Genomic DNA, 24255 nt, shown 5'->3' on the forward strand with positions numbered 1-24255 from the left:
CATTTTCTTTGGGTGCGTTGGAGGTGCGGATGAATATGCTGTGGTTTGACGATGTTCTGGCCCTTCTGGAGGAGCGGAACATGACACGGGCCGCGGCCCGCAGAAACATCACGCAACCCGCGTTCTCAAGGCGTATTCGCAGTTTTGAGGAGTGGCTGGGGATTGAAGTTCTCGATCGCAAATCGAACCGGGTCGAGATCAGTCCGGCACTGGCCTCGAACGAAGCCGAAATCCGCTCTTTGATCGCAAGGCTAAATGACCTGCGCACAAAAATTGCGCAACATGGTCCCACCGTTTCGATTGTTACAATCGCCGCAACACATGCGTCGGTGGTCTCCACCTTCCCTGATATGGCATTGCGTGCACGTGCCGCGTTCAAGGGGCTTCGGTTTCGTCTCAGGACTGCCAATCTGAACGATTGTGTCACTCTGTTCCTGCGTGGCGATACCAACATGCTGCTATGCTACGAGGCGCAAACCGTCGCCCCAATGCCGTTCGGAGCAGGCATTCGTCGCGGCACTTGGGGTCACGACTACCTCATTCCAGTCATCGGTGGCGGATTGCGCTATGCCGTGCGCGGAAACGGTGACGTGCCTTTGGATACGCCTGCCATCGTCTATCCCGAAAACAGCTATTTCGGCGAAGCGTTGAACAAGAGCAAACTCCCTTTCGGAACCGCCGATTTTAGCAAAAACCCCGTTTGCCAGACGGCTTTTTCAAGTGGGGCAAAGGAAATGATCCTGAACGGTCTCGGTGTTGGTTGGCTGCCGTTCAGCATGGTGCACAAGGAAATTGAAAGCGGCGAGCTGATCTCCCTACGCAACCAATTGGGTCAGGAAAAGCTCGACGTGGTAGTCTATGCCCACCACCAGACCGAGATCGCGAAAACCTTGCTTGATTTCTGGGCAAACAAGCCGTCTTCAAAGTCTTGACCCTATAAAGCGCAAGCTCTGGCCAGAAACCAAGGCAATCCGTTAGAACCGAATTTTGAGTGACGGAACCATTCAAAATGAAGCCGTAACCCCGTGGCGTCTTGGCAGCAGACGGACCAGTCTTGGATGTGGGCGACCCTACTGCCACACCGGACAAAAGACTGTCTTCCTCAATTGTGCGGCGGATTACGACTCGCTTGCATTTCCTGAATGCGATCGGGCCAAGTTGACCTGATAAAAGCCAGAATATCCCAAATCTCATTTTCGGTGAGTTCATCCCTAAATCCCGGCATGCCGCTTGCGAAGCCAGTGACCCCGCGTACGGCTAGCGCCGCTTCGCCACCAAGTCGGGTGTACTCAAAAAGAAGCTGATTATCATGGTGCCAAGTGTGCCCAGTCTCATCATGCGGTGGTGCAGGCAGAACACCAGTGTCATCAGGAGTCTGCCAATTTGGCTGTCCTTCCAGATTGATGCCATGGCAGGACGCGCAGTGTTCGCCGTAAAGAACACGCCCATTAGTCAAATCTCGGTCTTCCATTTCGTGGCTGGCAATTGCTTCGCTCGCAACGCCACATAGAGCCAGTACCAGCAAGCGTTTCATACGACTTCCACCCATGTTTTCATGCCAGCCGCCTGATGCCCTAGCATGTGACAGTGCAACAGCCATTTACCGGGATTGTCGAACACGCAAACGATTTCGCGGGTCTCACCAGGATTGATCAGCGCCGTATCCCGGAAAGCGCCTAAGCTGCTGTCCGCACCGACTTCAAAGAAATGATGCCCGTGCAGATGGATGCCATGCGGGAAACGGGTGTCGTTCACCAGACTTATGCGCGCCGTTTGGCCACGTTCAAACTTGTGGAGCGGCGTATCCGATAGGCCAGATTGTCCGTTGAATGCCCAAATGTCAGTTTGCGTGCTTGCGGGACGGCTCATAGCCCCACCTTGCATGGTGAGCGACAGGTCCACCGCATTGTCCAGATCCGGCTGCTTCCGCTCGTTTGGTGGTAGTGTTGGAATCGCGGACGGTTGCCGCGTGCTGTTTACCCCTTCAACCGGAATTTCACCCAACAGGTAAGGATCGTCGCGCGTTGGGAAAACAAAGGCGATGTGATCAGCTGATTTTACGTCAGCAATGATATCTAAGCGTTGAGCCGGTGAGAGAATTAGGTTCGAAACCTCTTGCGGGTCCGGCAGTGGCATACCGTCGAACGCAACGATTTTGCCGTCGATGCCTTCAAGTTCAATCGGGAATATCCGGTCTGTTGCGACATTGATCAACCGCAAGCGCACGCGATCACCGCGCCGGACCGGCGTATTTGGTTCTACAAGCGCGCGGGCGTAGTTCCCCAACCGCCCTTGATGCGCCTGATCGTGCCTGTTCTCAAAGCCGTCGACGAGCGCTCCGTCTTCGGTGATGCGCCAGTCGTCAATCATAACAATCAGATCGTGATCCACATCGGGTGGGGTTAGCTCCTCAACGATCAGCGGCCCGTAGAGTCCTCTGGCGACCTGTTCCCAGGATCGGTTGTGGGAGTGATACCAGAACGTGCCAGCATCGGGTGCTCGAAAGCTGTATTCGAACTCAGCACCCTTCTCGACGACGTGTTGGGTCATCCCCGGCACGCCGTCCATCGCATTGTCGATGCGCAGCCCGTGCCAATGGACCGCCGAGCCTTCGCCAATCTGGTTCAGGAACCGAATATCAAATGTATCGCCCTGACGGGCGCGAAGCACCGGACCCGGCGTACTGCCATTAAAGCCAAGCATCGGGGTTGCCGGATCACCTTCGGGCAGAATTTGCGCATTGACCGGTTGTGCGACCAGTTCAAAGGGCGCTGATGCAATAGCGATGCGCGGTGCCAGTGCCGCCGCGCATGCTGTGAACAGGAAGTCTCGCCTTTTCATAGAATGCCTCAATTCGGTAGGGTCAGAACGCTGGTGAGCGTCGCGGTGGCGACAAGCACCATCAGTATGACCGTAGTTTCGATTTCAATCGAGCGCGCCAGATGATGCGCCGCCTTATCGTCCCCTGCCTGCATGGCTGGAACGAAGCGGAGTTTGTTTGCTGCTGCCAACGTCAGGACCACGCCTACAAGTGCGATTTTGATCAGAAGGGTTTGCCCGTACCCGGTAGTCGTCAGCGCCCTCACATCGCCCAACAACATCCAAGCCATTATTAGCCCTGCCAAAATCATAGCAGGGACAATAACCGAAGCCATCTGCCCAAACCGATGGCCCAACTTGGCTGCGTTGCTCAGATATCCTTGCCGTAGCGACAGGGTGCGCAACGGTCCGAGGATGCCGATCCAAAACGCGACCGCTAAAAGGTGCAAGAGCAAGAGCAAGCGAACGCCTGTTGATTCCAGTTCAGGAATATGACCGATCTGAGCAAAGGACCACAGAGCGAGCAATCCCCCCGCGAGGGCGATCCATTGCCCAACAAGTGGAATAAACACTCCGGCGATGATTAGTATGGCTCCAGTGATCCGAAGAACGAGAACTTCGCCAACCGAGGTCTGCCACAATAGACCGAGCATTTCAGGATCGGTCATCCCATCGGCTCCGCCCGTCAGTGCAGCGCCGCGCAGAGTGAAGCCTAGGACAGAGGCAACAAGCGCAAGCACCGCCAACAGCGCAACCTGCAGACGCATTCTATAGCTGAGAGGCGACACAAGGTCGGTGAAAGCAATCTGAATGATCAAAAGCCCAGTCGAACCGCAAATTCCGACATAGAGTATCAGCTTGGATAGTATTGCGCCTATTCCCCAGATATCGGGCATACTCAGTCCACTGAAAATGTGAATTCACCCTGCATGGCGTGCCCGTCCACACCCAAGCCCCGCCATTCAATTCGATAGATGCCATCACCCATGTCTTGAAACGGGAGCGCGAACGCGCGGCTAAAACTTGTCTGGTCTCCCAAGTCGAGCGTGATGGTATGCGCATCCTGATGGATCATGTTAACCTTTGTCAGGCGAATATCATCCGTGAAATTAAAGCTGATCTCAGAGGGCACTTCGGCAACTGTCGCGCCGTCTGTGGGTGTGGTGGTGTCCACTTTCGAATGGGCAAAAGCGCTTGTGGCAAGCGTAGAAATCAATGCAACCATGGTGAGCATCTTCATCGGCAGGTTCCTCAGTTCATTCCATTGACGCACTGTATTCTGCGGACGTAGTCGATGACCATAGCCACGTCACCAAGGGTTAAGCTTTCACCAGATACGTGTCACCAAGCCGTTGCTCACGGCCCGAATCTGACACTTCAAGTGAAAAGCAATGCTGCGGGCACGCCGAAATTTGCGAGCACTATACGCACTCAAAAATATTGAATACGCGTAAGTTCTCTAATCGGAAAACAGGTGGCAGTGTTTCTGTTCTCAGCTTACTCAAAAAAAACCTCTTTCCGACCCCCCAACTTATCCTCTTACTACGCTTTCTTGTTGCGCGCGACTTGACGTAAAGCCGAAAAGTGCAATGCACCGATCTGGGCGCATGTAAAGTTATCGTTGAGATCAAGCGGACGGCCCAAATCAAAGCGCTCACGAAAAACCGTTTTCAGCCAGTATTTTATCTCATATCTGACGCTTCATCTCCCACTCCATATAGCTTTGTTGTTTGAAGTTCCAATCGTGCTCTTGATTTTCAGTGCTTTATGCCTGATATTTCTGTCATGACAGAAATTATCGACATAACGAAATCAAATGCTGCAAGCCAGTTCATCCTGTATTGGGGCGACATGGGGAACCAGTGGGGTGTCAATCGTTCCGTGGCACAAATACACGCGCTTTTGTACCTCAGTTCCCGGCCCCTCAATGCGGAACAGATTGCCGAATCTCTGAGCATTGCCCGATCCAATGTATCCAACTCTCTAAAGGAATTGGTGAGCTGGCGGCTCATCCGTCGCGTTCCTGTACCGGGGGATCGGCGCGAACATTACGAGGCCGAGGTAGATGTTTGGGAGATGGGAATCCGTATCGCTCAGGGGCGCAAAGAGCGCGAGATTGATCCCGCAACACAGGCTCTGCGCGCATGCGTTGCCCAAGCTGAAACCGAAAGCGGGTTGGACCCAATCACGCTGCAGCGGATGCAGGATATGCAAGAGTTCCTAACAACGGCCGACACATGGTTCCGAGACATGCTGACAGTGCCCCGTCCGAAGCTGATGATGTTGATGAAAATGGGAACCAAGGTTGTTTCCCTGCTCAGCCTTACCGGAGGCAAAAAGAGCCGCTAAAAAATTTGACCCTAAGTTTCTCTTATGACGGAAACAACAGAATGATCGAAATGAAGGAAACCTCGACCGCGCTTGGAACAGAACCAATTCAACCGCAATTCAATACAGCCTGCGACCATGACGACCGGTTCAAAAACCTACTGGGGGCTTCGGCATGGACCCGTTTGCCCAAAGCAATCCGGCGAAGATTCAGCAAACGGTTGCTGGGTGATGCCAGCCTTGCCTATCAGGGGCGCGTAATCCAAATTCAGATGAACTTCATTGGACGCGCTTTGGCCATTGTCCTGCGAGTTCTGGGAGCACCGTTGCCTTTCGATCGCTCCTCAGTCGGTCGCTCCGCCGTGGTGACAGTCACAGAAGATGCAGCAACGGGCGGTCAATTTTGGATTCGGCAATATGGCCGGGCCAAAGGGTTTCCGCAGATGGTTGGCAGTTCCAAACGCTTTGCCGGACCAACCGGGTTGGAGGAATATATCGGCTTTGGGATTGGAATCTCGCTCAGACTCAAAACCACACGGACCGGCCTCTACTTCGTCAGTGACCGGTATTTTCTGAAACTGGGACAAAGACGGCTGTCTTTTACGCGATGGGTATGCCCAGGGCGTCTGGTGGTCGGCCACGAAGAGCTTGGTGGTGGATACTTTCGATTCACCCTGGAACTGACCCATCCGTTGTTTGGCGCTTTGATCTGGCAGGACGCCACATTCCGCGATGCGGAAATAATTCGGAGCATCAGGTCATGAAGGCCGTGATCATAGGGGGGTACGGCGTTTTCGGATCTCTGACTGCCCGCTTGCTGGCGCGGGACGGACACCAGCTCTGGTTGGTTGGACGGCATCCCGAAAAGGGTCACGCTCTGGCTCAGGAGCTGAACGCGCGAACCCTAAAGATGAACATCAACGCAGCACCCGAGGCGCTATTTGATCAGAAACCGGACGTGGTTATAGATGCCGCAGGACCGTTCCAGCACTATCGAGGCGACCCCTATACAATCCCAAAGCTTTGCATCGCCAATCGCTGCCACTATCTTGACCTGTCGGATAGCGCGACATTCACAAAAGGCATCGAAGCCTTGAACACTGATGCCAAGGAGGCCGGTGTTTTCGTGTTGTCAGGCGCGTCCAGTGTGCCCGGCCTGTCCTCGTGTATCGTCGCAGACCTGATCGAAGGCCTGGAAGACGTTGACACGATCGACATTGCAATCCTACCCGGCAACCGGGCACCGCGTGGCATGTCCGTTATCAAGAGCATCGTGAGCGGCGTCGGGCGTCCATATCAACAATGGCGTGATGGTGCCTGGCGGACGACCATCGGATGGACGGATCGCAAACAGTATGAACTGGAGCCCGGTATGATCCGCGCTGGATACAGCGTCAACGTTCCCGACATCGCGCTTCTTCCAGACCTGACTGGTGCTCGGACCGTAACCTTCCGCGCTGGCCTTGAACTGCCGGTGATGAACGGGGCTCTCCGTCTGCTGGCGCAGTTGAGGCAACACGCGTGGCTCGAATTACCAGAATGGGCCTATTTTTCACTCTACATGCTTTCGCAAGCGCTCTATCCCTTTGGGAGCGACCGTGGAGGCATGGAGGTGAGTGTTTCTGGAAAATGCAACGGACGAGGAGTAACTCGCAAGTGGCGGCTGATCGCCGAAGAGGGTCACGGTCCGTTTGTGCCCGGGATCATGTGCCGCACGATCCTACGAGAGTTGGCAAACATCAAGACCGGTGCGCGTCCATGCCTGAACGAGGTTCCACGGCCCGCGGTTGAACACGCGATGGAAGATTTGCAGCTTCGCATCGTGGTGGTCGAACACCTAGATCCGAGAGACACTGAAGAGACGGTCGGTACCATAAATCGTACCCTTAGACATCAGATGTGCCAAAGTACCGCCCAACGATAACCTCGCGCCGAATGACTGAGAGCGCTAAAAATAAATATTCGCGGGTTGCGAGATGAGTTGCAGCTGGAACTCGGAGTCTGAACAGCCACGATAGATTTCGGCTTATATTCTGTTTTTAAATGGTTTTGAGATTGGCCTATTGTCGTGTTTCCAAGAGTTTCGGATCATAACACAACCAGTTGCTCGAGTTTCTTGAAGTTCTTGTCCAAGAAATGGACGATCTCGGCCCCTCCAGGCTTTGCGAAAAAACCCGTTTTCCAGGTTCACTGGTCATTCAAAGATTGTCGTGGCTCAGTCGTATCGCAACTCAGTCGCTTTGCCCCGAAAGATCGTGTAAGCCATCACCGTGTATCCGGCGATCACCGGCAGGACAAAGACCGTCCCTATCAGAATAATGAACAGGCTTTCCGGAGCGCTTGCGGCTTCGTAAATCGTCAGTTGCTCGGGCACCACATAGGGGTAGAAGCTGTACGCCATCCCGAAGAATGCCAGTGTGAACAGGACGATAGATGCCGCGAAGGGAAACCAGGCCCAGCTATCGTTTCGGGTGGGCAAGTGACGCAAGGCATACCATAGCAAAGCGATCAGAATGCCCGACATGAGTGGAAGAGGCAGCAGCAGGAAGAACTTGGGGAAGGTGAACCATTTGTCAAAGATGCGCGGGCTGACCCAAGGGGTCGCCAATGATACCGAAGCGATGCCGATGATCAGCCCCCAGATTCCACCTTTAGCCCAATCAACGGCTTTTTGCTGCAGCGCCCCATCGGTTTTGAGAATGACCCAGCAGGCTCCTATGAACGAATATCCTACGGCCAGAAACACGGCCGAGATGGCGGCGAAGATCCAGGTACCGAAAGTGCTCTCCAGCCCCATGACGTATTTGCCCAGCATGAAGCCTTGAGCCAAAGCGGTCATCAACGAACCCGTAAAGAAAGCCGTGTCCCAACCATTTTTGTGGTGCGCCGGGGCTTTGACCCGGAACTCGAACGCGACACCGCGCAGGATCAGGCCAATCAGCATGATGGCTACAGGCAAGTATAGTGAAGTCAGGATAACCCCATGTGCGGTCGGGAAGGCCACCAGCAGGATGCCGATGGCCAGCACCAACCATGTCTCGTTCGCGTCCCAGAATGGCCCGATCGAGGCAACCATTCGGTCCTTTTCGGCCCCGTCGGCAAAGGGGAACAGGATCCCAACGCCCAGATCAAAGCCGTCCAGAACCACGTAGACAAGGATTGAGAGCCCCATAAGCGCAGCGAAAGTCAGGGGCAGCCACTGTGTCGGATCACCAAAATAGGTCATGGTTCTTTACTCCGCTGGAATTGCTTTGGGGTATTTCGGATCTGGGCGGGAGGGTTGGTCGCCCTGCGCCGCCTTCCGCGCCAAATAGAACAGCACACCGATATAGGCGGTCAGAAGCAGGGCGTAGATCAGCAGGTAGGCCACCAGTGTCGTTCCCACCATCGGCGCGGGGACATCAGCCACGGCTTGTTCAGTTGTCAGCACACCATGAACCAGCCACGGCTGGCGTCCAATCTCGGTTGTGTACCACCCGGCCAGCGTTGCGACCCAGCCGGAAAAGGCGGTCGGGACCAATGCGATTTGCATGAGTTTGGGCACTCCGGCAGGTCCCCGTCCGCGCCGCATGAACACCAGTGTCGCCCAGCTGAGCAGCAGCATGACCATACCGGTACCGACCATGATGCGGAACGACCAGAAGACAGGCGCAACGGGTGGGTGCAGCACGGTGCCGTCCTCGGTAACAAAATCATTCAGGCCGGGCACCACACCCTCTGCCTTATGCGTCAGAATGATCGAAGCGAGGTTAGGGATGCTGACCTCATAGTGGCTCTCACGCGCGGTCTCGTCGGGAATGGCAAATAGCACCAGCGGTACGTTTGATTTCGTCTCCCAATTGCCCTCCATCGCGGCGACCTTCTGCGGCTGATATTCAAGCGTATTCAGCCCGTGCATGTCTCCCATGAAGATTTGAACCGGGATCAACAATGCGCCCAGCCAAGCGCCGGTCTTGAAGGTTGCCCGCACGTCCTGCCCGCGATCTCCGAGCAACCATCGGAAGGCTGAGAGGCCAAGCACCAAGAATGCCACCGTCAGGCTGCTGGCCAGAAGCATATGAGCCAGTCGATACGGCATTGATGGGTTGAAGATAATTGCCGACCAATCGGTTGCAAAGGCAACGCCGTCCCGCATTTCGAACCCGGCAGGGGTGTGCATCCAGCTGTTCAGGACCAAAATCCAGAATGCAGACATAGTCGTTCCGAACGCCACGAGGAAAGTCGCGGTTGTGTGCAGCCAGTTGGGCACGCGTGAAAAGCCGAACAGCATGACGCCCAAGAACACTGCCTCGAGGAAGAAAGCCGTCAGGATCTCATAGGCCAACAACGGCCCGGCGATATTGCCCACGGTCTCCATGAAACCGGGCCAGTTAGTGCCAAACTGGAAGGACATGGTGATGCCCGAGACCACACCCATCGCAAAGGACAGGGCGAAGACCTTCACCCAAAAGCGGTAGGCATCCATCCATTTGGTGTCTTTGCTTGCGTTGAAGCGCAGTTTGAAAAACAGCAGCACCCAGCCCAAGGCGATGGTGATCGTCGGGAAGAGGATGTGGAAAGATATGTTTGCCCCAAATTGAATACGGGACAGCAGTAGCGCGTCCATTGTTCACCTGCAGAAGTCATGTTTGAACTTCACATAGGTGTGGCCATTTTGGGGTTAAGGGATGTGCGACAGCGGGTCATGCGGCAGGGTGGCGCATAGCTTTGGTGGTCACAGATCCGATGGTCTGATCGGCCGGGATTTGATCAATCATCTCCGACTAACATGGGGCATCGATTGCCCGGCAGGCACATCCACAGGATGCTACCGAGAGGGGGCTGCATAGCTCGTCGTGACCTCGACTGCCCGCACTTCACGCGTTTCCTCGTAGATCCCTATACGAATCTTGCGCCAGATGCAGCGCTTGGTGCCGCCATGCTCGCGCCTGCTCCAACGCCAGAAAAAGACAAAAGACCAATCGGCGACTGTCACGAGTGTTCGGTAGTTTGCGAGCAGCGGGTCTTTTCGCCCAGCTTCTTTCCTATGCACAAATTTTGCTAGAAATTTTGTGAATTCCCCAGGGAACGAAAACGCATCTTAGCTGTGAGTGGCAGGTGTTTTCTGCATATTTTTCCTATCGCTCAGCCAACTCAATTTTTCAATTCTCCCTGCTTTGCCCAGAAACCGAGGGATTCAAAATTTTGACCGCAGAGGCCGGTATCAACGTTGAATTGTGAAAAGAAAACCAAGGCGGGGTTTTGAAAGTTCCGAGACGTTCGCTGACCTCAATGTGGCATTGCGGACTTTCAAACAATCTGAACAGAGGCGTATATCGATTAGACTCGATGATTGGCCTGGATTGAGATGCACCGGTGAAATACGGGGGTAGAAACAAATTCTCTTCTTCTTATGCGTGAAATGTGCATAGTTTTAAGAACGATCAAGAATTAATCAAATTGAACATGACATAGGTCAATTTTTGGCCTGCGACAGTTCGATAATGAGTTTGGTAAGTCTCGAGATCAACAGCGGACCGCAAGCCTATGAATAAGCTAGCAAGCCGCCGTGCCTTTCTGCGTGGCGCTCCGCTGCGCGAAGACCGGACAGCAATCATTCCGCCCGGCGCGGATCAGGACCACTTTTTTGAGTTGTGCGTCCAATGCGACGATTGCGTCTCGGCTTGCCCCGAACACATCATCACCTTTGATCGGCAGGGCTGGCCAGTTGTCAGCCTTGAAGCCTCGCCCTGCACATTCTGCGGCGCCTGCGCCGAGGCCTGTACGACCGGTGCTTTGAAACCTGAAAACCTGAGTGATTGGCCGTGGCGTGCCCATGTCACAGCAGGATGTCTTTCGATGAATGGCGTGAGCTGCCGTGTGTGTCAGGACGTCTGCGACAGCAACGCGATTGGGTTCAAACTGTTACTTGGGGGGCGGTCGGAACCCGCCGTTGACCAAGACGCCTGTACAGGGTGTGGTGCCTGCGCCAGCGCGTGCCCCGCTAATACAATCCGATTTGAGCGCCACGAAACACTCCCCCAGGAGAGCTTGCAATGAACATCTGCGGATGCCTTGTCCACGTCGCCCCCGACGCAACCCAGACCGCCCAAGAGGCGATGCTAGGGTTTGACGGTGTCGAAATCCATGCCGCCGCCGAAGATGGCCGTGTTGTCGTCGTGGTCGAGGACACGCCCGAAAAGCTGGCCTCCGAGACGATCATGGATCTGCACCAGATCCCGGGCGTGATCTCTCTGACCCTGACCTATCACCATTTCGAAGACCTCGCGGAGACCCATCCGCATCTTAACGCTTCCTGCCAGACCTGAAACCGGAGACCCATGCCATGACCATCTCTGAATCCCGCCGGACCTTCCTGAAATCAACTGCCGCCGCTGCGACCGCTTCGGCGGCTGGTCTGCCGCTGGCCACAGGCGCAGCGCAGGCGCAAGTCGGCACGTCTGACATTCGTTGGGACAAGGCGGCGTGCCGGTTCTGCGGCACGGGTTGCTCAGTTCTGGTCGGCACCAAAGAAGGTCGCGTGGTGGCCACTCAGGGTGACCCGGACGCGCCTGTGAACCGCGGCCTGAACTGTATCAAAGGCTACTTCCTGTCCAAGATCATGTACGGCAAGGACCGTCTGACCACGCCCTTGCTGCGCAAGACCAATGGCGAATACGACAAGAACGGTGAATTCGAGCCGGTCAGTTGGGACGAAGCCTTTGACGTTATGGCCGAGAAATGGAAAGAGGCACTGGCCAATAAGGGTCCGACCAGCGTTGGCATGTTCGGCTCTGGCCAGTGGACCGTCTGGGAAGGCTATGCCGCTGCCAAGATGATGAAGGCCGGATTCCGCTCGAACAACATTGACCCCAACGCGCGTCATTGCATGGCATCAGCGGTTGTAGGTTTTATGCGGACCTTCGGCATTGATGAGCCGATGGGTTGCTATGACGACTTTGAGCACGCTGACACCTTCGTTTTGTGGGGCTCGAACATGGCGGAGATGCACCCGATCCTGTGGTCGCGTCTTACCGACACGCGCCTGACCAAACCGGGTTCCGAGGTGCATGTGCTCTCCACTTTCGAACATCGCTCGTTCGAGCTGGCCGACAATGGGATGGTGTTCGCGCCTCAGACCGATCTGGCGATCCTGAACTATATCGCCAATTACATCATTCAGAATGGCGCGGTGAACGAGGACTTCGTCAAGAACCACGTCAACATCACGAAAACCGTCACCGATATCGGGTATGGCCTGCGCGACAACCATCCGCTGCAGGAAGCGGCCGAGAACCCAAATGGCGGCAAGATGGAACCGATCAGCTTTGAGGAATATGCTCAGGCGGTTTCGAAATACACGCTGGAATACACGTCCGAGCTGTCGGGTGTGCCCGCCGAGCAGCTTGAGCGTCTGGCCCAGCAATATGCCGACCCTAACCGTAAGGTCATGAGCCTGTGGACCATGGGCTTCAACCAGCACACCCGCGGGTCGTGGGTGAACTCACTGATGTATAACGTGCACCTGCTGGTCGGGAAGATTTCCGAACCGGGCAACTCGCCGTTCTCGCTGACCGGTCAGCCGTCGGCCTGTGGCACCGCACGGGAGGTTGGCACCTTTGCCCACCGTCTGCCCGCCGACATGGTGGTTACGAACGACAAACACCGTGAGATTTGCGAGACCGCATGGAACATTCCTGCTGGCACCATCCCGGACAAACCCGGATTCCACGCTGTTCTGCAGCACCGCAAGCTGAAAGATGGTGACCTGAACGCTTATTGGGTGCAGTGCAACAACAACATGCAGGCCGCGCCCAACATCAACGAAGAAGGCTTTCCCGGCTATCGCAACCCGGAAAACTTCATCACCGTGTCCGACCCCTATCCGACGGTTACAGCCGTGTCTGCCGACCTGATCCTTCCCACCGCCATGTGGGTCGAAAAGGAGGGCGCCTATGGCAATGCCGAGCGTCGCACTCAGTTCTGGCGGCAACAGGTGCAAGCGCCGGGTGAAGCGAAATCGGACCTCTGGCAGCTTATGGAATTCTCCAAACGCTTCACGGTGGAAGAGGTTTGGGGCGAAGAGCTTCTTGCCGCCATGCCCGAGCATCGCGGCAAGACCATGTATGACGTTCTGTTCGCCAACGGTAAGATCGACCAGTTCCCGCTGTCCGAAACGGCCGAAGGCTTCCACAACGACGATGCGGAACATTTCGGCTACTATGTCCAGAAAGGTCTGTTCGAAGAATATGCCGATTTCGGGCGCGGTCATGCGCACGATCTGGCACCGTTCGAGATGTACCACGAGGCGCGCGGTATGCGCTGGCCGGTCGTGGACGGCAAGGAAACGCTCTATCGTTTCCGCGAAGGCTATGACCCCTACGTGCCCGAAGGCGCGGGCGTGAAGTTCTATGGCAAGCCCGATGGCAAAGCCAGCATCATCTTTGCCCCCTACGAACCCGCCGCCGAAGAACCCGATGAAGAATATGATCTGTGGCTGTCCACGGGCCGCGTGCTGGAGCACTGGCACTCGGGCTCGATGACCCGCCGGGTGCCGGAACTACACCGCGCCTATCCAAACGCGGTCGTCTACATGCACCCGCAGGACGCTGAAGATCGGGGTCTGCGCCGTGGACAAGAGATCGTTCTGTCCACCCGCCGCGGTGAGGTCACAAGCCGGGTCGAGACCCGCGGGCGCAACAAGGTGCCGCGCGGTCTGGTCTTCATGCCCTGGTTCGATGAGCATCAACTGACCAACAAGTTGACGCTGGACGCAACCTGCCCGCTGTCGAAAGAGACCGACTTCAAGAAATGCGCCTGCAAGGTCGAGCGCGCGTAACCGGGAAGGATTGCAAAGGTTGTCCCCATGTCCCTGACCGGTACTCCTCTCTCGCCGCAACGGCGTCGCTTCCTGCAGGATTCGGCGCGCGCGGCAGGCGGCTGTGTGGTCGCCGGGTCATTGCTGGCCTGGTTGGCGCGCGATGCCCGCGCGCTTCCGGCGGAAGCCTTGCGGCCGCCCGGCGCATTGTCTGAGAAAGATTTCCTGTCGGCTTGTATCCGCTGCGGGCTCTGCGTGCGGGACTGTCCTTACGATACCCTGAAACTGGCTGAGCTTGGGGTCGATGCCGTTGCAACCGGCACGCCCTATTTCACCGCCCGCGATGTACCGTGTGAGATGTGCGACGACATACCCTGTGTCGCCGCTTGCCCTACCGGCGCGCTGGACCCAAGTTTGGAAAATATCGATGATGCCAACATGGGCGTTGCGGTTCTGGTCGATCAGGAAAACTGCCTGAACTTCCTCGGTCTGCGCTGCGATGTCTGTTACCGCGTCTGCCCCGTTATTGACGAGGCGATAACACTGGAAACCGCGCACAACGCGCGTTCAGGCCACCATGCGATGTTCATTCCCACCGTCCATGCCGATCGCTGCACAGGGTGCGGTATGTGCGAGAAAAGCTGTGTTCTACCCGAAGCTGCGATCAAAGTACTGCCCGCCCGATTGGCGCGCGGCAGCAGCGCAGACCACTATCGAAAGGGCTGGGAAGAAAAAGAAAGCCACGGCGGTCCGCTTGTGGACGGATTGATCGACCTACCCGACCGCCTGCCGGGGCCTGGCACAGACAATCTGGCCGCGCCGGGCGGCTTTGCGCCCTCCTATAACCTACCGGGGGCAGGCCAATGAGCGCTCACACTCATGTTCCGGTTGGTCAGGAGGCTATTGAGGCCAAAGGCTGGGTCGGTGCGCACAAGTTCCTGCTGCTGCGTCGGACAAGCCAACTGTTCTTTTTGGCGTTGTTTCTGCTGGGGCCATGGTTCGGTCTCTGGATCGTGCAGGGAACGTTGGCGGGGTCGCTGACCCTTGGCATTCTGCCCCTGACCGATCCGTTTGTGCTGCTGCAAAGCTTTGTGGCCGGGCATTGGCCGGAACTGACCGCCTTGATCGGCGGGATCATCGTTCTGGTCGCCTATGCGCTGATCGGCGGGCGCGTCTATTGTTCGTGGGTCTGTCCGATCAACCCGGTGACTGATGCCGCCAACTGGTTGCACCGCAAGCTGGACCTGCCCAAAGGCTGGCAACCCAAACGCACCACCCGTCTGTGGATACTGGCAACGGTCCTGATTGTCTCGGGCCTGACTGGCGTCATTGCGTGGGAGTTGGTCAATCCGATCACCATGCTGCATCGCGGGCTGATTTTCGGCGCGGGCTTTGTCTGGGCGCTGATCGCTGCGATCTTCATCTTTGATCTGGTCGTCGCCCGCCACGGTTGGTGCGGCCATATCTGCCCCGTCGGCGCCTTCTATGGCCTGATCGGCGGCAAGAGCCTGCTGCGTGTCAGCGCCGCTAACCGGACTGCCTGCAATGACTGCATGGATTGCTACGCCGTCTGCCCGGAAAACCAGGTCATCTCGCCAGCCCTGAAAGGCAAACCGGATGCGACGCCGCTGATCCTGTCCCCCGATTGCTCGAATTGCGGTCGCTGCATCGATGTATGTGCGGTGGATGTCTTCAAGTTTACTCACCGGTTCGACGACAAGGTCGTCGCGCCTTTCGATCCCGTTCCCGCGCCCGATGCGCGCACGGCCAGACCTATCTAAGGGAGTGCACAGATGAACAAGCCAATCCTGACAGGCGTCGCCGCCCTGATCCCAGTCGTACTCCTCAGCGGGTTCGCCCTTGCGCAATCCGCCCAGGTTGAGACCCTGCGAGGCGGCGAAGTGGATGAAACGGTCCCGCTGGATCAAGTCCATAAAACGATGGAAGGACGTATTGTGCGGAACTACCGGCAACAGCCGCCGCTGATCCCACACTCGATCGAACAATACCAGATCGACACGCGAACCAACCAGTGCCTTTCCTGCCATGACTGGACCGTTGCGGGCGAACGCAACGCGCCCACCTTGTCGATGACCCACTATCTCGATCGCGACGGCAATGAGTTGGATCACATCGCAGGGACCCGGTATTTCTGCAACCAATGCCACGTGCCGCAGGTAAATGCGCCTACCTTGGTCGATAACCTGTTTGAACCATCCCACAGCAACTAATCCAACGTATGACTGAAAGGAGCACCAAGATGGCAGACTCTCCTGAAAAACGCGGCTGGATCGGTCGCTTGTGGAACGCGTTCTGGACACCGGCTGTTTTGTTCAGTTCGGGTTTTTTGATCTTGGCCGGCTTTCTGGGGGGTATCCTGTTCTGGGGTGGCTTTCACTGGACGCTCGAACTGACCAATACCGAAGAATTCTGCGTGTCCTGCCATACGATGGAAACCAATCTGGGCGAATACCGCGAGACGATCCACTACAACAACCACTCGGGCGTGCGCGCGATCTGTTCAGATTGTCACGTGCCGGATGAGTGGAACCACAAGATCAAAGCCAAGATCATGGCCGTGAAAGATGTCTATCACGAACTCGCAGGTACTATCAGCACCCCCGAGAAATACGAGGATCACCGTCTGGCAATGGCTTCGGCCGTTTGGAAGAAGATGAAAGAATCAGACAGCCGTGAATGCCGGAACTGTCACAACTTCGACTATATGGACTTTACCTTGCAGGAGACACGCGCCGCTAGCGAGCACCAGCGTGCGATTGACACCGGAATGACATGTATCGACTGCCACCAGGGCATCGCTCACAGCCTGCCGCCGGGATATCTTGAGACCTATCAGGACATAGCCGAAGCGATTGACGGCAAGCCGCTGCACAAACAAGCGTCGGTGTCTGGCGATGACATCCAGTCCTTCCTCAACACCAGCGCAGACTAAGAAGGGGGCAGAGATGTTAGATATACTTGGGACAATCGGTGGAAACATCCTCAGCCTGCCCGGCATTCTTGGGCTGGCGCTGGGAATGATGACCAGACAAATATGGCTAGGCGCGGCGCTGGGCGGACTTGTCGGCGTGTTTGAAACACTGGTCTTTGCCGGTTTTCAATTCGCTCAAATCGAAGCTCTTGAACTCGTGATTGCAATTCTGGTTGGCGTGTGTGCGGGCGGTCTAGGGAGCCTTATCCGAATAAAAGGAACGCAAGTCAGGCCATAGAGTCAGGATGCATTGATTTTCGATGCGCTGCATCATGCACGTCTTGGAACACGGAGCGATGGCATGAGCGATCTGATCCGGCGGAGCGACGAGCAGATGGCCAAACTTTCCCCGTTCTTCACGAAGTCGCTCGGCAGGCCACGGGTCGATGATGAACGAGTGCTGAGCGAGATTTTCTTCATCAATCGTAGTGGAACACGATGGCGAGACGCGCTCGAGGTCTATGGGCAGCACAAGACACTCTACAGTCGATGGAAACGTGGGAGCGAGAAAAGCACTTTTCCCAAATGATGGTCGGCCCAGCTGCCGAATATTGCGAGGAAAAGATCATGGTGATCCAATTTCGGGACATCGCCCCGCCATGCGCTGCCGGAAAGTGATGTGAGATCCTGTTTGGTAGGTTCAGGGATTAGATGTGCGTGGCGACACGTTGTGATCGCCGCCAAAGTCTTTCTTTCTCCAATCGCCCTCGCAGCGACCGTCATTTTTAGGATTTGCATCCTGACCCTAGGTGTTGGGTCACAGGTTTTGACGCTGGTCTCTGCACCATGTACTTAAAGCGAAAGACCGCCTTGCGGCTCTTAGGATTTTGGCGTTTCAGCTATTCCGGGTTCCACACGCTCTGAGAGTTGCACCTCTTGTTCGTCCTAACTTAAAGATAGTGGTGAAACCGGATCAGCGACGGGCGTAACAATTGAAAGACAAGACCCAAGACTTGCGTACGGCTGATCAGGGTGGAGCGTCCTCTGTTCAACTGCGATTGCAGGACGCGGATATGAAGCTTCTGCAGGTGTTTGCCCATGTCGTCGAAGCCGGAGGGCTGTCCCCCGCCCAATATGGCCTGAACATGAGCCTGTCTGCCGTCAGCGCCGCAATTTCGAACCTGGAAACGCGGCTGGGCTTTCGGCTTTGTGACCGCGGACGCGATGGGTTTCAGCTGACCGAAGGGGGGCTTCTTGTGTATCAGGAACTCCGCTCGCTCAGCGTTGCGATCGGGTCCTTCAACAAGTCGGTTCAAGCCTTTACGAGCGACATGCAGGGTCAATTCAACATCGCGATGGACGATGCGATTCTGACCAATCTCTCGTGTCCGATCTACAAGGTGATCCAGAGGTTTGCCGCGCAAGCGCCGGAGATTTCGCTGAACATCGCCATAGTGAGCGCCCCTCAAATGGAGCGCGCCTTGCTGAACAATGAACTCAACATCGCCGTCGGGCCGTTTCAGGAATTGTCCCCCTCGCTTCGCGGCGAAACAGTCTATGTCGAACAGCAGCTGTTGTGCTGCGGGTGGTTGAATCCGATCTATGATCTGCAGGATCCCGACGAAATCGAAGAGGCAGTGACCAAAGCGCAATTTTCCAAACGCAGCTTTGATGATCGCGACCGACACCAGGCGCCTGGGCCTTTCACCAGCACGGCAACTGCGGCCACAATGGAGGCGATGCTAGCGATGGTCCTTAGCGGCCTTTACCTCGGCTACCTGCCCCGCCACGCCTGCGAGCCATGGATCGAGCGAGGTGAGCTGAAATCAGTTCTACCGCAGGTCTTTGCCTATGACACCGATATTCAGTTGGTCTCCCGCAAGGCCCACGGGGATAAACGTGTCGATTTGTTTCTGACAGCGCTGGCTGAAACTCAAAGCTGAGTGCCGTCACTTTTGCACCGCCATAAGTTCACTTCAGAAAAAATGGATTTTCTCGCGCCCGGTTTCTGACATGGTGTCCCGATGGCATCGAACGCAACGGCAGGACCCCTGACATGACGACCCCCGACAGCTATGTCTCGCTGCAAGAGATCATGAGCACCGCGCAGCGGATCGCGCCCATCGTGCGCAAGACACCACTGGTGTTTTCTGAGGCCCTGTCGGAGCGTGCGGGTTTTGAAATCTGGCTGAAGCTGGAGAACCTGCAAACCACAGGCAGTTTCAAACTGAGGGGGGCCTCAAACCGCATTCTGCAACTGACCGCCGAGGAACGCGCACGCGGGATCATTGCTGTCTCCAGCGGCAATCACGGCAGGGCCGTGGCCTATCTGTCCAAACGTCTGGGGATCACGGCTCGTGTGGTTGTCTGCTCGCTCTGTCCCGAAAACAAACGTCAGGCGATGCGCGACCTCGGGGCCGAGGTGATCGTGCATGGCGACACTCAGGACGAGGCGCAAGATCACGCGGATCGGCTGATGGAGCAGCACGGCTATACCTGGGCCGATCCGTTTGACGATCTGAACGTTATCGCGGGGCAAGGCACGATCGCGCTAGAAGCGCTGACCGACTTGCCCGATGCGGACATGATCATCGCGCCCTTGTCCGGGGGCGGTCTTTTGTCTGGCATTGCGCTGGCCACCAAGTCGATTTCACCCAATTTCTCCGTTGTCGGGTCGTCGATGGAGGTCGAACCGGGCATGGTGCGCAGTCTTGAGGCGGGCAAACCGGTCCATGTCGAGGAATTCCCAAGCCTCGCCAGCAGCATCACGGGGGCAATCGGCCTGCGCAATCGCTATACCTTTCCGATCATTCGCGATTTCATGGATCGCGCCGTTCTGATTCCCGAGGACGCGCTGGTGCCTGAAATAGCCCGGTTTGCCGATAGCGAAGGTATGATTGTCGAGGGCGGCTCAATCACCTCGGTGATCGCAGCGCTCAGCCCTGAGGTCCGCGAGATGGCCCCCAAACGCGCCATCGTCGTCATCAGTGGCCGCAATATTGGCCTGCCGACGTTTCTGTCGGTGCTCAATGACACCGGGATCTGACCCCCGCCGGGATGATCGGGCATTTCCTGCCCGCATCCCTCCCGTTAAAAAGCACCGGGGATTGCCCCGCAGCGAAGGACCAAGGACTCCGTCATGACCAACACCTCCAAATCCGCAATCGTGCTGAACGCCTCAGACGTTGCCGCGCTTTTGCCCTCAGTTGACGCGCTGGCCGCGATGCGCGCGCTGTTTACCGAGCTTGGGCGCGGGCAAGCCGTGCAACCGTCGCAAACCCTGACGCTGTTCCCCGAAGACAAGGGCGATTTCATCACCTATCTGGGGGCAAGCACCGGGGCCGATCTGTTTGGCGCCAAACTCTCGCCCTATTTGGTGCGCCCTGGCAAACCCGTGATTACTGCGTGGACAGTTCTGATGTCGATGGAAACCGGCCAGCCCCTTATGCTTTGCGATTCCGGTGAGCTGACGACCGAACGCACCGCGGCCACGACCGCTTTGGCCGTCGACCACCTCGCCCGCCCCGAGGCCAAGGTTCTGTCGATCATCGGCTCCGGCAAGGTGGCGCAAGCACATCTGAAACATGTGCTGGCCCTGCGCGACTGGAGCGATATTCGCGTCTGTTCCCCCAACCTTGCGCAAAACGCCGAGTTGGCAGCGCAGTGGCAAGCGACCGACAGCCGCGTCCAGCTGGCGGGCAGCGCCGAGGCCGCCAGTCAGGGCGCGGATGTCGTCATGCTTTGCACCTCGTCCGGTACGCCCGTGTTCGACACCGCGTCAGTGGCCGCTGGAACATTGGTCACCTCAATCAGCACCAATGTCGCCAACGCGCATGAGGTCGACCCGGCGTTCCTGACCACAGCCGAGGTCTATTGCGACTATCGCGCCACCACGCCCGGTTCGGCCGGAGAGATGAAATTGGCGGCCGAGGCCGGTTGGCAACCCGACAGCATTCGCGGTGATCTGGCCGAATTGCAGGTTGAGGCCTGCGAGACACCGTCAGGCGACAAACCCGTCTTCTTCCGCTCAATCGGGTTGGGGCTGGAGGACATCTTCATGGGCCGTGCCGTCTATGACGCGGCTTCGGCGCAACAAAAAGACTAGGAGAGACCCATGGATATCAGACCTTTCGGCGTTGAAATGTGGATGAATGAGTTCGAGACGAAATGCGACCTCAACCTTGCGGAAACCTGCGTGGAATCCATCACTCTGGGTGAGTTGTTCGAGATGGCGGGACAGCACAACAGCATCCTGAACGACCTGTCGGCGATGAAGATGACCTATGGCGCGATCGAAGGCTCGGACCGGTTGCGCGACGCGATTTGCGGCCTGTACGAAAACCAGACGCCTGAGAATATCCTGACCACCCATGGCACCATTGGGGCGAATTCTCTGGTGCATCAGACCCTTGTGTCGCGCGGGGATCACGTGATTTCGGTTATCCCGACCTATCAGCAGCACTACTCGATCCCCGAAAGCATCGGTGCCGAGATTGAACTGCTGCACCTGAAGCCCGAAAACGCGTTCCTGCCCGATCTGGATGAATTGCGCGCCATGGTCCGCCCTGACACGCGTCTGATCGCGATCAACAACCCCAACAACCCCACGGGCGCGCTGATGGATCGTGAGATGCTGGAACAGATCGTCGAGATCGCGCGCGGCGTCGGTGCGTGGCTGCTATGTGATGAGGTCTATCGCGGTACCGATCAGACAGGGGATGGCTTCACGGCGGCGGTCGCTGATCTCTACGAAAAGGGGATCAGCACGGCGGGGATGTCCAAAGCTTATTCTCTGGCCGGTTTGCGCGTTGGTTGGATCGCGGGGCCCAAGGATATGCTGCATGACGTTATGATACACCGTGACTACAACACCATCTCGGTCGGACAGGTCGATGAGCTGTTGGCCGCTATGGCACTGGAAAATCGCGACAAAATTCTGGATCGCGCGCAGCGGATCACCCGTGAGAACCTGCAGATCGTCGAAGACTGGATCGCGCAGGAGCCTCTGATCTCATGGGTCAAGCCGAAATCCGGCACCACCGCCCTGCTGAAATACGACCTGCCTGTGTCCTCGCGAGAACTGTGCGTGACATTGCTGAAAGAAGACGGCGTGATGCTGACCCCCGGCAGCGCCATGGACATGGAGGGCTGGCTGCGTCTGGGCTACACCAATCCCACGGCGAATCTGGTAGCGGGCCTTGAGAAATTCTCGGGCTTTCTGGCCCGCCACAGCGCCGCCTGAAAGAGACGCCGATGATTCAGCGGGACAAGGCGCAGATTCAGGATCGTTTCGACTTCCCCAGGGCCGTTGATGCGATCCGCACTGCTTATATCGCCGTCGCGCAGGGGCGGGTTCAGACCCCGCCCGTCACCTATCTGGGCTTCCCCGAGGTCGCAGGGGATTGTCACGTCAAATCCGGCCATATCGAGGGCGACGTTATCTTTGTCATCAAAATTGCAACCGGGTTTTATGACAATCCCTCCAAAGGCTTGCCCAGCTCGAATGGCATGAACCTTGTCTCTTCCGCCAAAACCGGCGCGCCGGTGGCCTTTCTGCAGGACGAAGGCTGGCTGACCGATGTCCGCACCGGTATCGGCGGGGCACTAGCGACACAGGCGCTTGCGGTTGAGGGGTTTGAGCGAGTGCTGATCGTCGGCACCGGCTTGCAGGCCCGCCATCAGGCAAAGTGTCTGCAACAGTTGATCCCGGATCGCCGTCTGTCCTTCCAAATCTGGGGGCGGTCCCCGGATCAGACCAAGGCGACAGTCGATGACCTGACCGCAATGGGGCTAAAGGCTGAACGCGCCGATGACCTGCCATCGGCCTGCAAGACAGCGCAAGCCATCATCGCGACAACACCTGCGCAGAGCTTTCTGATCGCAAACGACTGGGTACAATCGGGCGCGCATATCTCGGCCGTCGGCGCCGACTGCCCCGGCAAACAGGAGCTTGAGGCCGATCTGGTCGCCCGCGCCGATCTGCTGGTCTGCGATTCACCGGATCAATGTCTGGATCACGGAGATTTCCAGACCCTTGCCAAGACCGGCCACCTGACCGAGGCAGATGTTGCCACACTCGGGAACATTCTGTCGGGCGCGCGTCCCGGTCGGCAATCGGCTGATCAGATCACCATCGCGGATTTGACCGGGCTGGCGGCTCAGGACATTGCGATCTCAAGCGCCTTGCAGATAGAAACCGGGCAACTGTCCTAGCCAGCTTAGTCAAGGATCGCAACGGGCTGACCCAAGACGCCGGTATCGGGGGTCACCCCAAGCCCAACCCCTTCGGGTGGGGCAATGCGGCCTTTTTCGCGCACTGGCCCATCCGGCGCAAGGCGGGGGCCGACATAGTGGCTGAGGTCACAGGTATTCATGATCCCGCGCGCCGGGGTCGAGGCCGCCAGATGCAACAGCGCAGCGGTAGTGATGTCACTGCCCCACGTATCCTCGATACACATCTGCGTGCCGAGGGTCAGACACAGATCACGGATCTGACGCATAGCGGACAGGCCGCTCATCTTGGACAGTTTCAACGCAACTGCTTGCATACAGCCCAACTGATGCGCCTGAATGACCGAGGAGATATCCAAGGCGTTCTCGTCGATCTTCATCGGCAGACCGGTTGAGCGCTGAACATGCGCACATTCTTCCAGCGTCGCGCAGGGTTGTTCCAGCATCACATCCAGATGGGATGCCGCACGTCCCACGCGGATCGCTGTCAACGCATCGCTGCCGCAGTTCCAATCACCGTAGACCAGCGGGCCGGGGCCAACGGCCTCACGCACTTTGGCCAGGCGTTCGACATCCGTTTGCCAATCCGCATCTGCGCCCAGCTTGACCTGAAACTGGCGCATACCTTTGTCATACGCGTCGCGCGCCATCCGGGCCATCTCATCCGGAGCGACGCACGTGATCGAATGATAGAGCGGCATGTCCTTGACCTGACGCCCGCCCAACAGTTTGTGCAAAGGCAGACTTGCCGCCTGCGCCGTCAGATCCCAAAGCGCCGTATCAATGGCCGATTTCGCATAGCCGTGGCCCGGAAGGTATGCGCTCAGCTTCTCCATCAAAGCCTCGGGCCCAACAGGATCGGCCCCAATCAGGACCGGCGCCAACTCGGTCACGGCCGGAACGACACCCTTAGCATAGGCCGGCAGATAATGAGGGATCGGGCAGACCTCTCCCCAGCCCTGCAAGCCTGTATCCGTATCAAGCCGCAGAACCACTGATGTCGTGGTGTCGCAGGTTTTCCCATCCGCCATGTAGTAGGTTTCATGGCTGGTCAGAGGGACTTCCCAAACGGCAATGCGGGTGATCTTCAACTTAGGCTTCCTTTTGGCGCAGAGCTTGTTGAGAGGGCAGGTGCGCGCGCCCTGCC

24 protein-coding genes and 2 pseudogenes are annotated in these 24255 nt (G+C 57.1%); 18 read left to right on the top strand and 8 right to left on the bottom strand.

Features of this window, described 5'->3' with window-relative positions; genetic code table 11:
* Positions 1-29: 29 nt before the first annotated feature.
* Positions 30-932: a LysR family transcriptional regulator gene (locus ACR0JF_RS06765; protein ID WP_170659359.1), complete on the top strand. Its 903-nt coding sequence runs from the start codon at positions 30-32 to the stop codon at positions 930-932.
* Between the two features lie 170 nt (positions 933-1102).
* On the opposite strand, the gene ACR0JF_RS06770 is transcribed toward ACR0JF_RS06765, so the two are convergent.
* Genes ACR0JF_RS06770 through ACR0JF_RS06785 form a run of 4 tightly spaced genes read right to left on the bottom strand, consistent with a single transcriptional unit; the run spans position 1103 to position 4060 of the window.
* Positions 1103-1534, bottom strand: coding sequence for a cytochrome c (locus tag ACR0JF_RS06770; protein ID WP_170659360.1), 432 nt, complete (start codon positions 1532-1534; stop codon positions 1103-1105).
* Positions 1531-2841, bottom strand: a complete 1311-nt coding sequence (locus ACR0JF_RS06775; RefSeq protein WP_170659361.1) for a multicopper oxidase family protein — start codon at positions 2839-2841, stop codon at positions 1531-1533. Before ACR0JF_RS06775 ends, ACR0JF_RS06770 begins: the two co-directional genes overlap by 4 nt.
* 8 nt (positions 2842-2849) lie before the next feature.
* Complete coding sequence (locus tag ACR0JF_RS06780) at positions 2850-3716, bottom strand: CopD family protein (RefSeq protein ID WP_170659362.1); 867 nt, start codon at positions 3714-3716, stop codon at positions 2850-2852.
* Positions 3717-3718: 2 nt separating this feature from the next.
* A complete protein-coding gene (locus tag ACR0JF_RS06785) occupies positions 3719-4060 on the bottom strand; it encodes a copper resistance CopC family protein (RefSeq protein WP_170659363.1) in 342 nt (113 codons plus the stop codon).
* 545 nt (positions 4061-4605) lie between these two features.
* Here ACR0JF_RS06785 and ACR0JF_RS06790 point away from each other — a divergent pair.
* The 3 genes from ACR0JF_RS06790 to ACR0JF_RS06800 are packed head-to-tail and all read left to right on the top strand — an operon-like array spanning position 4606 to position 7072.
* Positions 4606-5169, top strand: a complete 564-nt coding sequence (locus ACR0JF_RS06790; protein WP_170659364.1) for a MarR family transcriptional regulator — start codon at positions 4606-4608, stop codon at positions 5167-5169.
* 41 nt (positions 5170-5210) lie between these two features.
* On the top strand, positions 5211-5912 hold the full coding sequence (locus ACR0JF_RS06795; RefSeq protein ID WP_480669027.1) for a DUF4166 domain-containing protein: 702 nt from the start codon (positions 5211-5213) through the stop codon (positions 5910-5912).
* Entirely contained in the window at positions 5909-7072 is a 1164-nt protein-coding gene (locus ACR0JF_RS06800; RefSeq protein WP_170659365.1) for a saccharopine dehydrogenase NADP-binding domain-containing protein, read from the top strand. The genes ACR0JF_RS06795 and ACR0JF_RS06800 overlap by 4 nt, the downstream gene beginning before the upstream one ends.
* Before the next feature lie 291 nt (positions 7073-7363).
* Here ACR0JF_RS06800 and ACR0JF_RS06805 read toward each other — a convergent pair whose 3' ends face one another.
* From ACR0JF_RS06805 to ACR0JF_RS06815, 3 genes and pseudogenes are all read right to left on the bottom strand, one after another.
* Entirely contained in the window at positions 7364-8374 is a 1011-nt protein-coding gene (locus tag ACR0JF_RS06805) for a cytochrome d ubiquinol oxidase subunit II (RefSeq protein ID WP_170659366.1), read from the bottom strand.
* Positions 8375-8380: 6 nt separating this feature from the next.
* The gene (locus ACR0JF_RS06810; RefSeq protein WP_170659367.1) at positions 8381-9754 is read right to left on the bottom strand and encodes a cytochrome ubiquinol oxidase subunit I; all 1374 of its coding nucleotides are present in this window, start codon (positions 9752-9754) and stop codon (positions 8381-8383) included.
* Positions 9755-9976: 222 nt separating this feature from the next.
* Positions 9977-10084: pseudogene (locus ACR0JF_RS06815) on the bottom strand (IS5/IS1182 family transposase); the annotation flags it as partial.
* Positions 10085-10674: 590 nt separating this feature from the next.
* On the opposite strand from ACR0JF_RS06815, the gene napF reads away from it, so the two are divergent.
* The 14 genes and pseudogenes from napF to ACR0JF_RS06885 all read left to right on the top strand — a co-directional run bounded on the left by napF (position 10675) and on the right by ACR0JF_RS06885 (position 23090).
* Complete coding sequence (gene napF, locus ACR0JF_RS06820) at positions 10675-11187, top strand: ferredoxin-type protein NapF (RefSeq protein WP_170659368.1); 513 nt, start codon at positions 10675-10677, stop codon at positions 11185-11187.
* A complete protein-coding gene (locus tag ACR0JF_RS06825; protein ID WP_170472399.1) occupies positions 11184-11456 on the top strand; it encodes a chaperone NapD in 273 nt (90 codons plus the stop codon). The genes napF and ACR0JF_RS06825 overlap by 4 nt, the downstream gene beginning before the upstream one ends.
* A gap of 17 nt (positions 11457-11473) precedes the next feature.
* Entirely contained in the window at positions 11474-13966 is a 2493-nt protein-coding gene (gene napA / locus ACR0JF_RS06830; protein WP_170659369.1) for a nitrate reductase catalytic subunit NapA, read from the top strand.
* Between the two features lie 27 nt (positions 13967-13993).
* On the top strand, positions 13994-14812 hold the full coding sequence (gene napG, locus ACR0JF_RS06835) for a ferredoxin-type protein NapG (RefSeq protein ID WP_170659370.1): 819 nt from the start codon (positions 13994-13996) through the stop codon (positions 14810-14812).
* The gene (gene napH / locus ACR0JF_RS06840) at positions 14809-15726 is read left to right on the top strand and encodes a quinol dehydrogenase ferredoxin subunit NapH (RefSeq protein ID WP_170659371.1); all 918 of its coding nucleotides are present in this window, start codon (positions 14809-14811) and stop codon (positions 15724-15726) included. The genes napG and napH overlap by 4 nt, the downstream gene beginning before the upstream one ends.
* 12 nt (positions 15727-15738) lie before the next feature.
* Positions 15739-16176, top strand: a complete 438-nt coding sequence (locus ACR0JF_RS06845; RefSeq protein ID WP_170376987.1) for a nitrate reductase cytochrome c-type subunit — start codon at positions 15739-15741, stop codon at positions 16174-16176.
* Positions 16177-16205: 29 nt separating this feature from the next.
* The gene (locus ACR0JF_RS06850) at positions 16206-16898 is read left to right on the top strand and encodes a NapC/NirT family cytochrome c (protein ID WP_170659372.1); all 693 of its coding nucleotides are present in this window, start codon (positions 16206-16208) and stop codon (positions 16896-16898) included.
* A gap of 13 nt (positions 16899-16911) precedes the next feature.
* Positions 16912-17175, top strand: a complete 264-nt coding sequence (locus tag ACR0JF_RS06855; protein WP_170472389.1) for a hypothetical protein — start codon at positions 16912-16914, stop codon at positions 17173-17175.
* 63 nt (positions 17176-17238) lie between these two features.
* A pseudogene (locus ACR0JF_RS06860) lies at positions 17239-17513 on the top strand (transposase); the annotation flags it as partial.
* A gap of 356 nt (positions 17514-17869) precedes the next feature.
* Entirely contained in the window at positions 17870-18820 is a 951-nt protein-coding gene (locus tag ACR0JF_RS06865) for a LysR family transcriptional regulator (RefSeq protein WP_170659374.1), read from the top strand.
* 113 nt (positions 18821-18933) lie between these two features.
* The gene (locus ACR0JF_RS06870) at positions 18934-19923 is read left to right on the top strand and encodes a pyridoxal-phosphate dependent enzyme (RefSeq protein ID WP_170659375.1); all 990 of its coding nucleotides are present in this window, start codon (positions 18934-18936) and stop codon (positions 19921-19923) included.
* Between the two features lie 93 nt (positions 19924-20016).
* Positions 20017-20982 (top strand): ornithine cyclodeaminase family protein, encoded by a 966-nt coding sequence (locus ACR0JF_RS06875; RefSeq protein ID WP_170659376.1) that lies wholly within the window; start codon positions 20017-20019, stop codon positions 20980-20982.
* 9 nt (positions 20983-20991) lie between these two features.
* Positions 20992-22119, top strand: a complete 1128-nt coding sequence (locus ACR0JF_RS06880) for an aminotransferase (protein ID WP_170659377.1) — start codon at positions 20992-20994, stop codon at positions 22117-22119.
* Between the two features lie 11 nt (positions 22120-22130).
* Complete coding sequence (locus ACR0JF_RS06885; RefSeq protein ID WP_170659378.1) at positions 22131-23090, top strand: Rossmann-fold NAD(P)-binding domain-containing protein; 960 nt, start codon at positions 22131-22133, stop codon at positions 23088-23090.
* Between the two features lie 5 nt (positions 23091-23095).
* Here ACR0JF_RS06885 and ACR0JF_RS06890 read toward each other — a convergent pair whose 3' ends face one another.
* Positions 23096-24199: a mandelate racemase/muconate lactonizing enzyme family protein gene (locus tag ACR0JF_RS06890; protein ID WP_170659379.1), complete on the bottom strand. Its 1104-nt coding sequence runs from the start codon at positions 24197-24199 to the stop codon at positions 23096-23098.
* Positions 24200-24255 lie beyond the last annotated feature (56 nt).

It is taken from the genome of Ruegeria sp. BG11 (assembly GCF_056538565.1).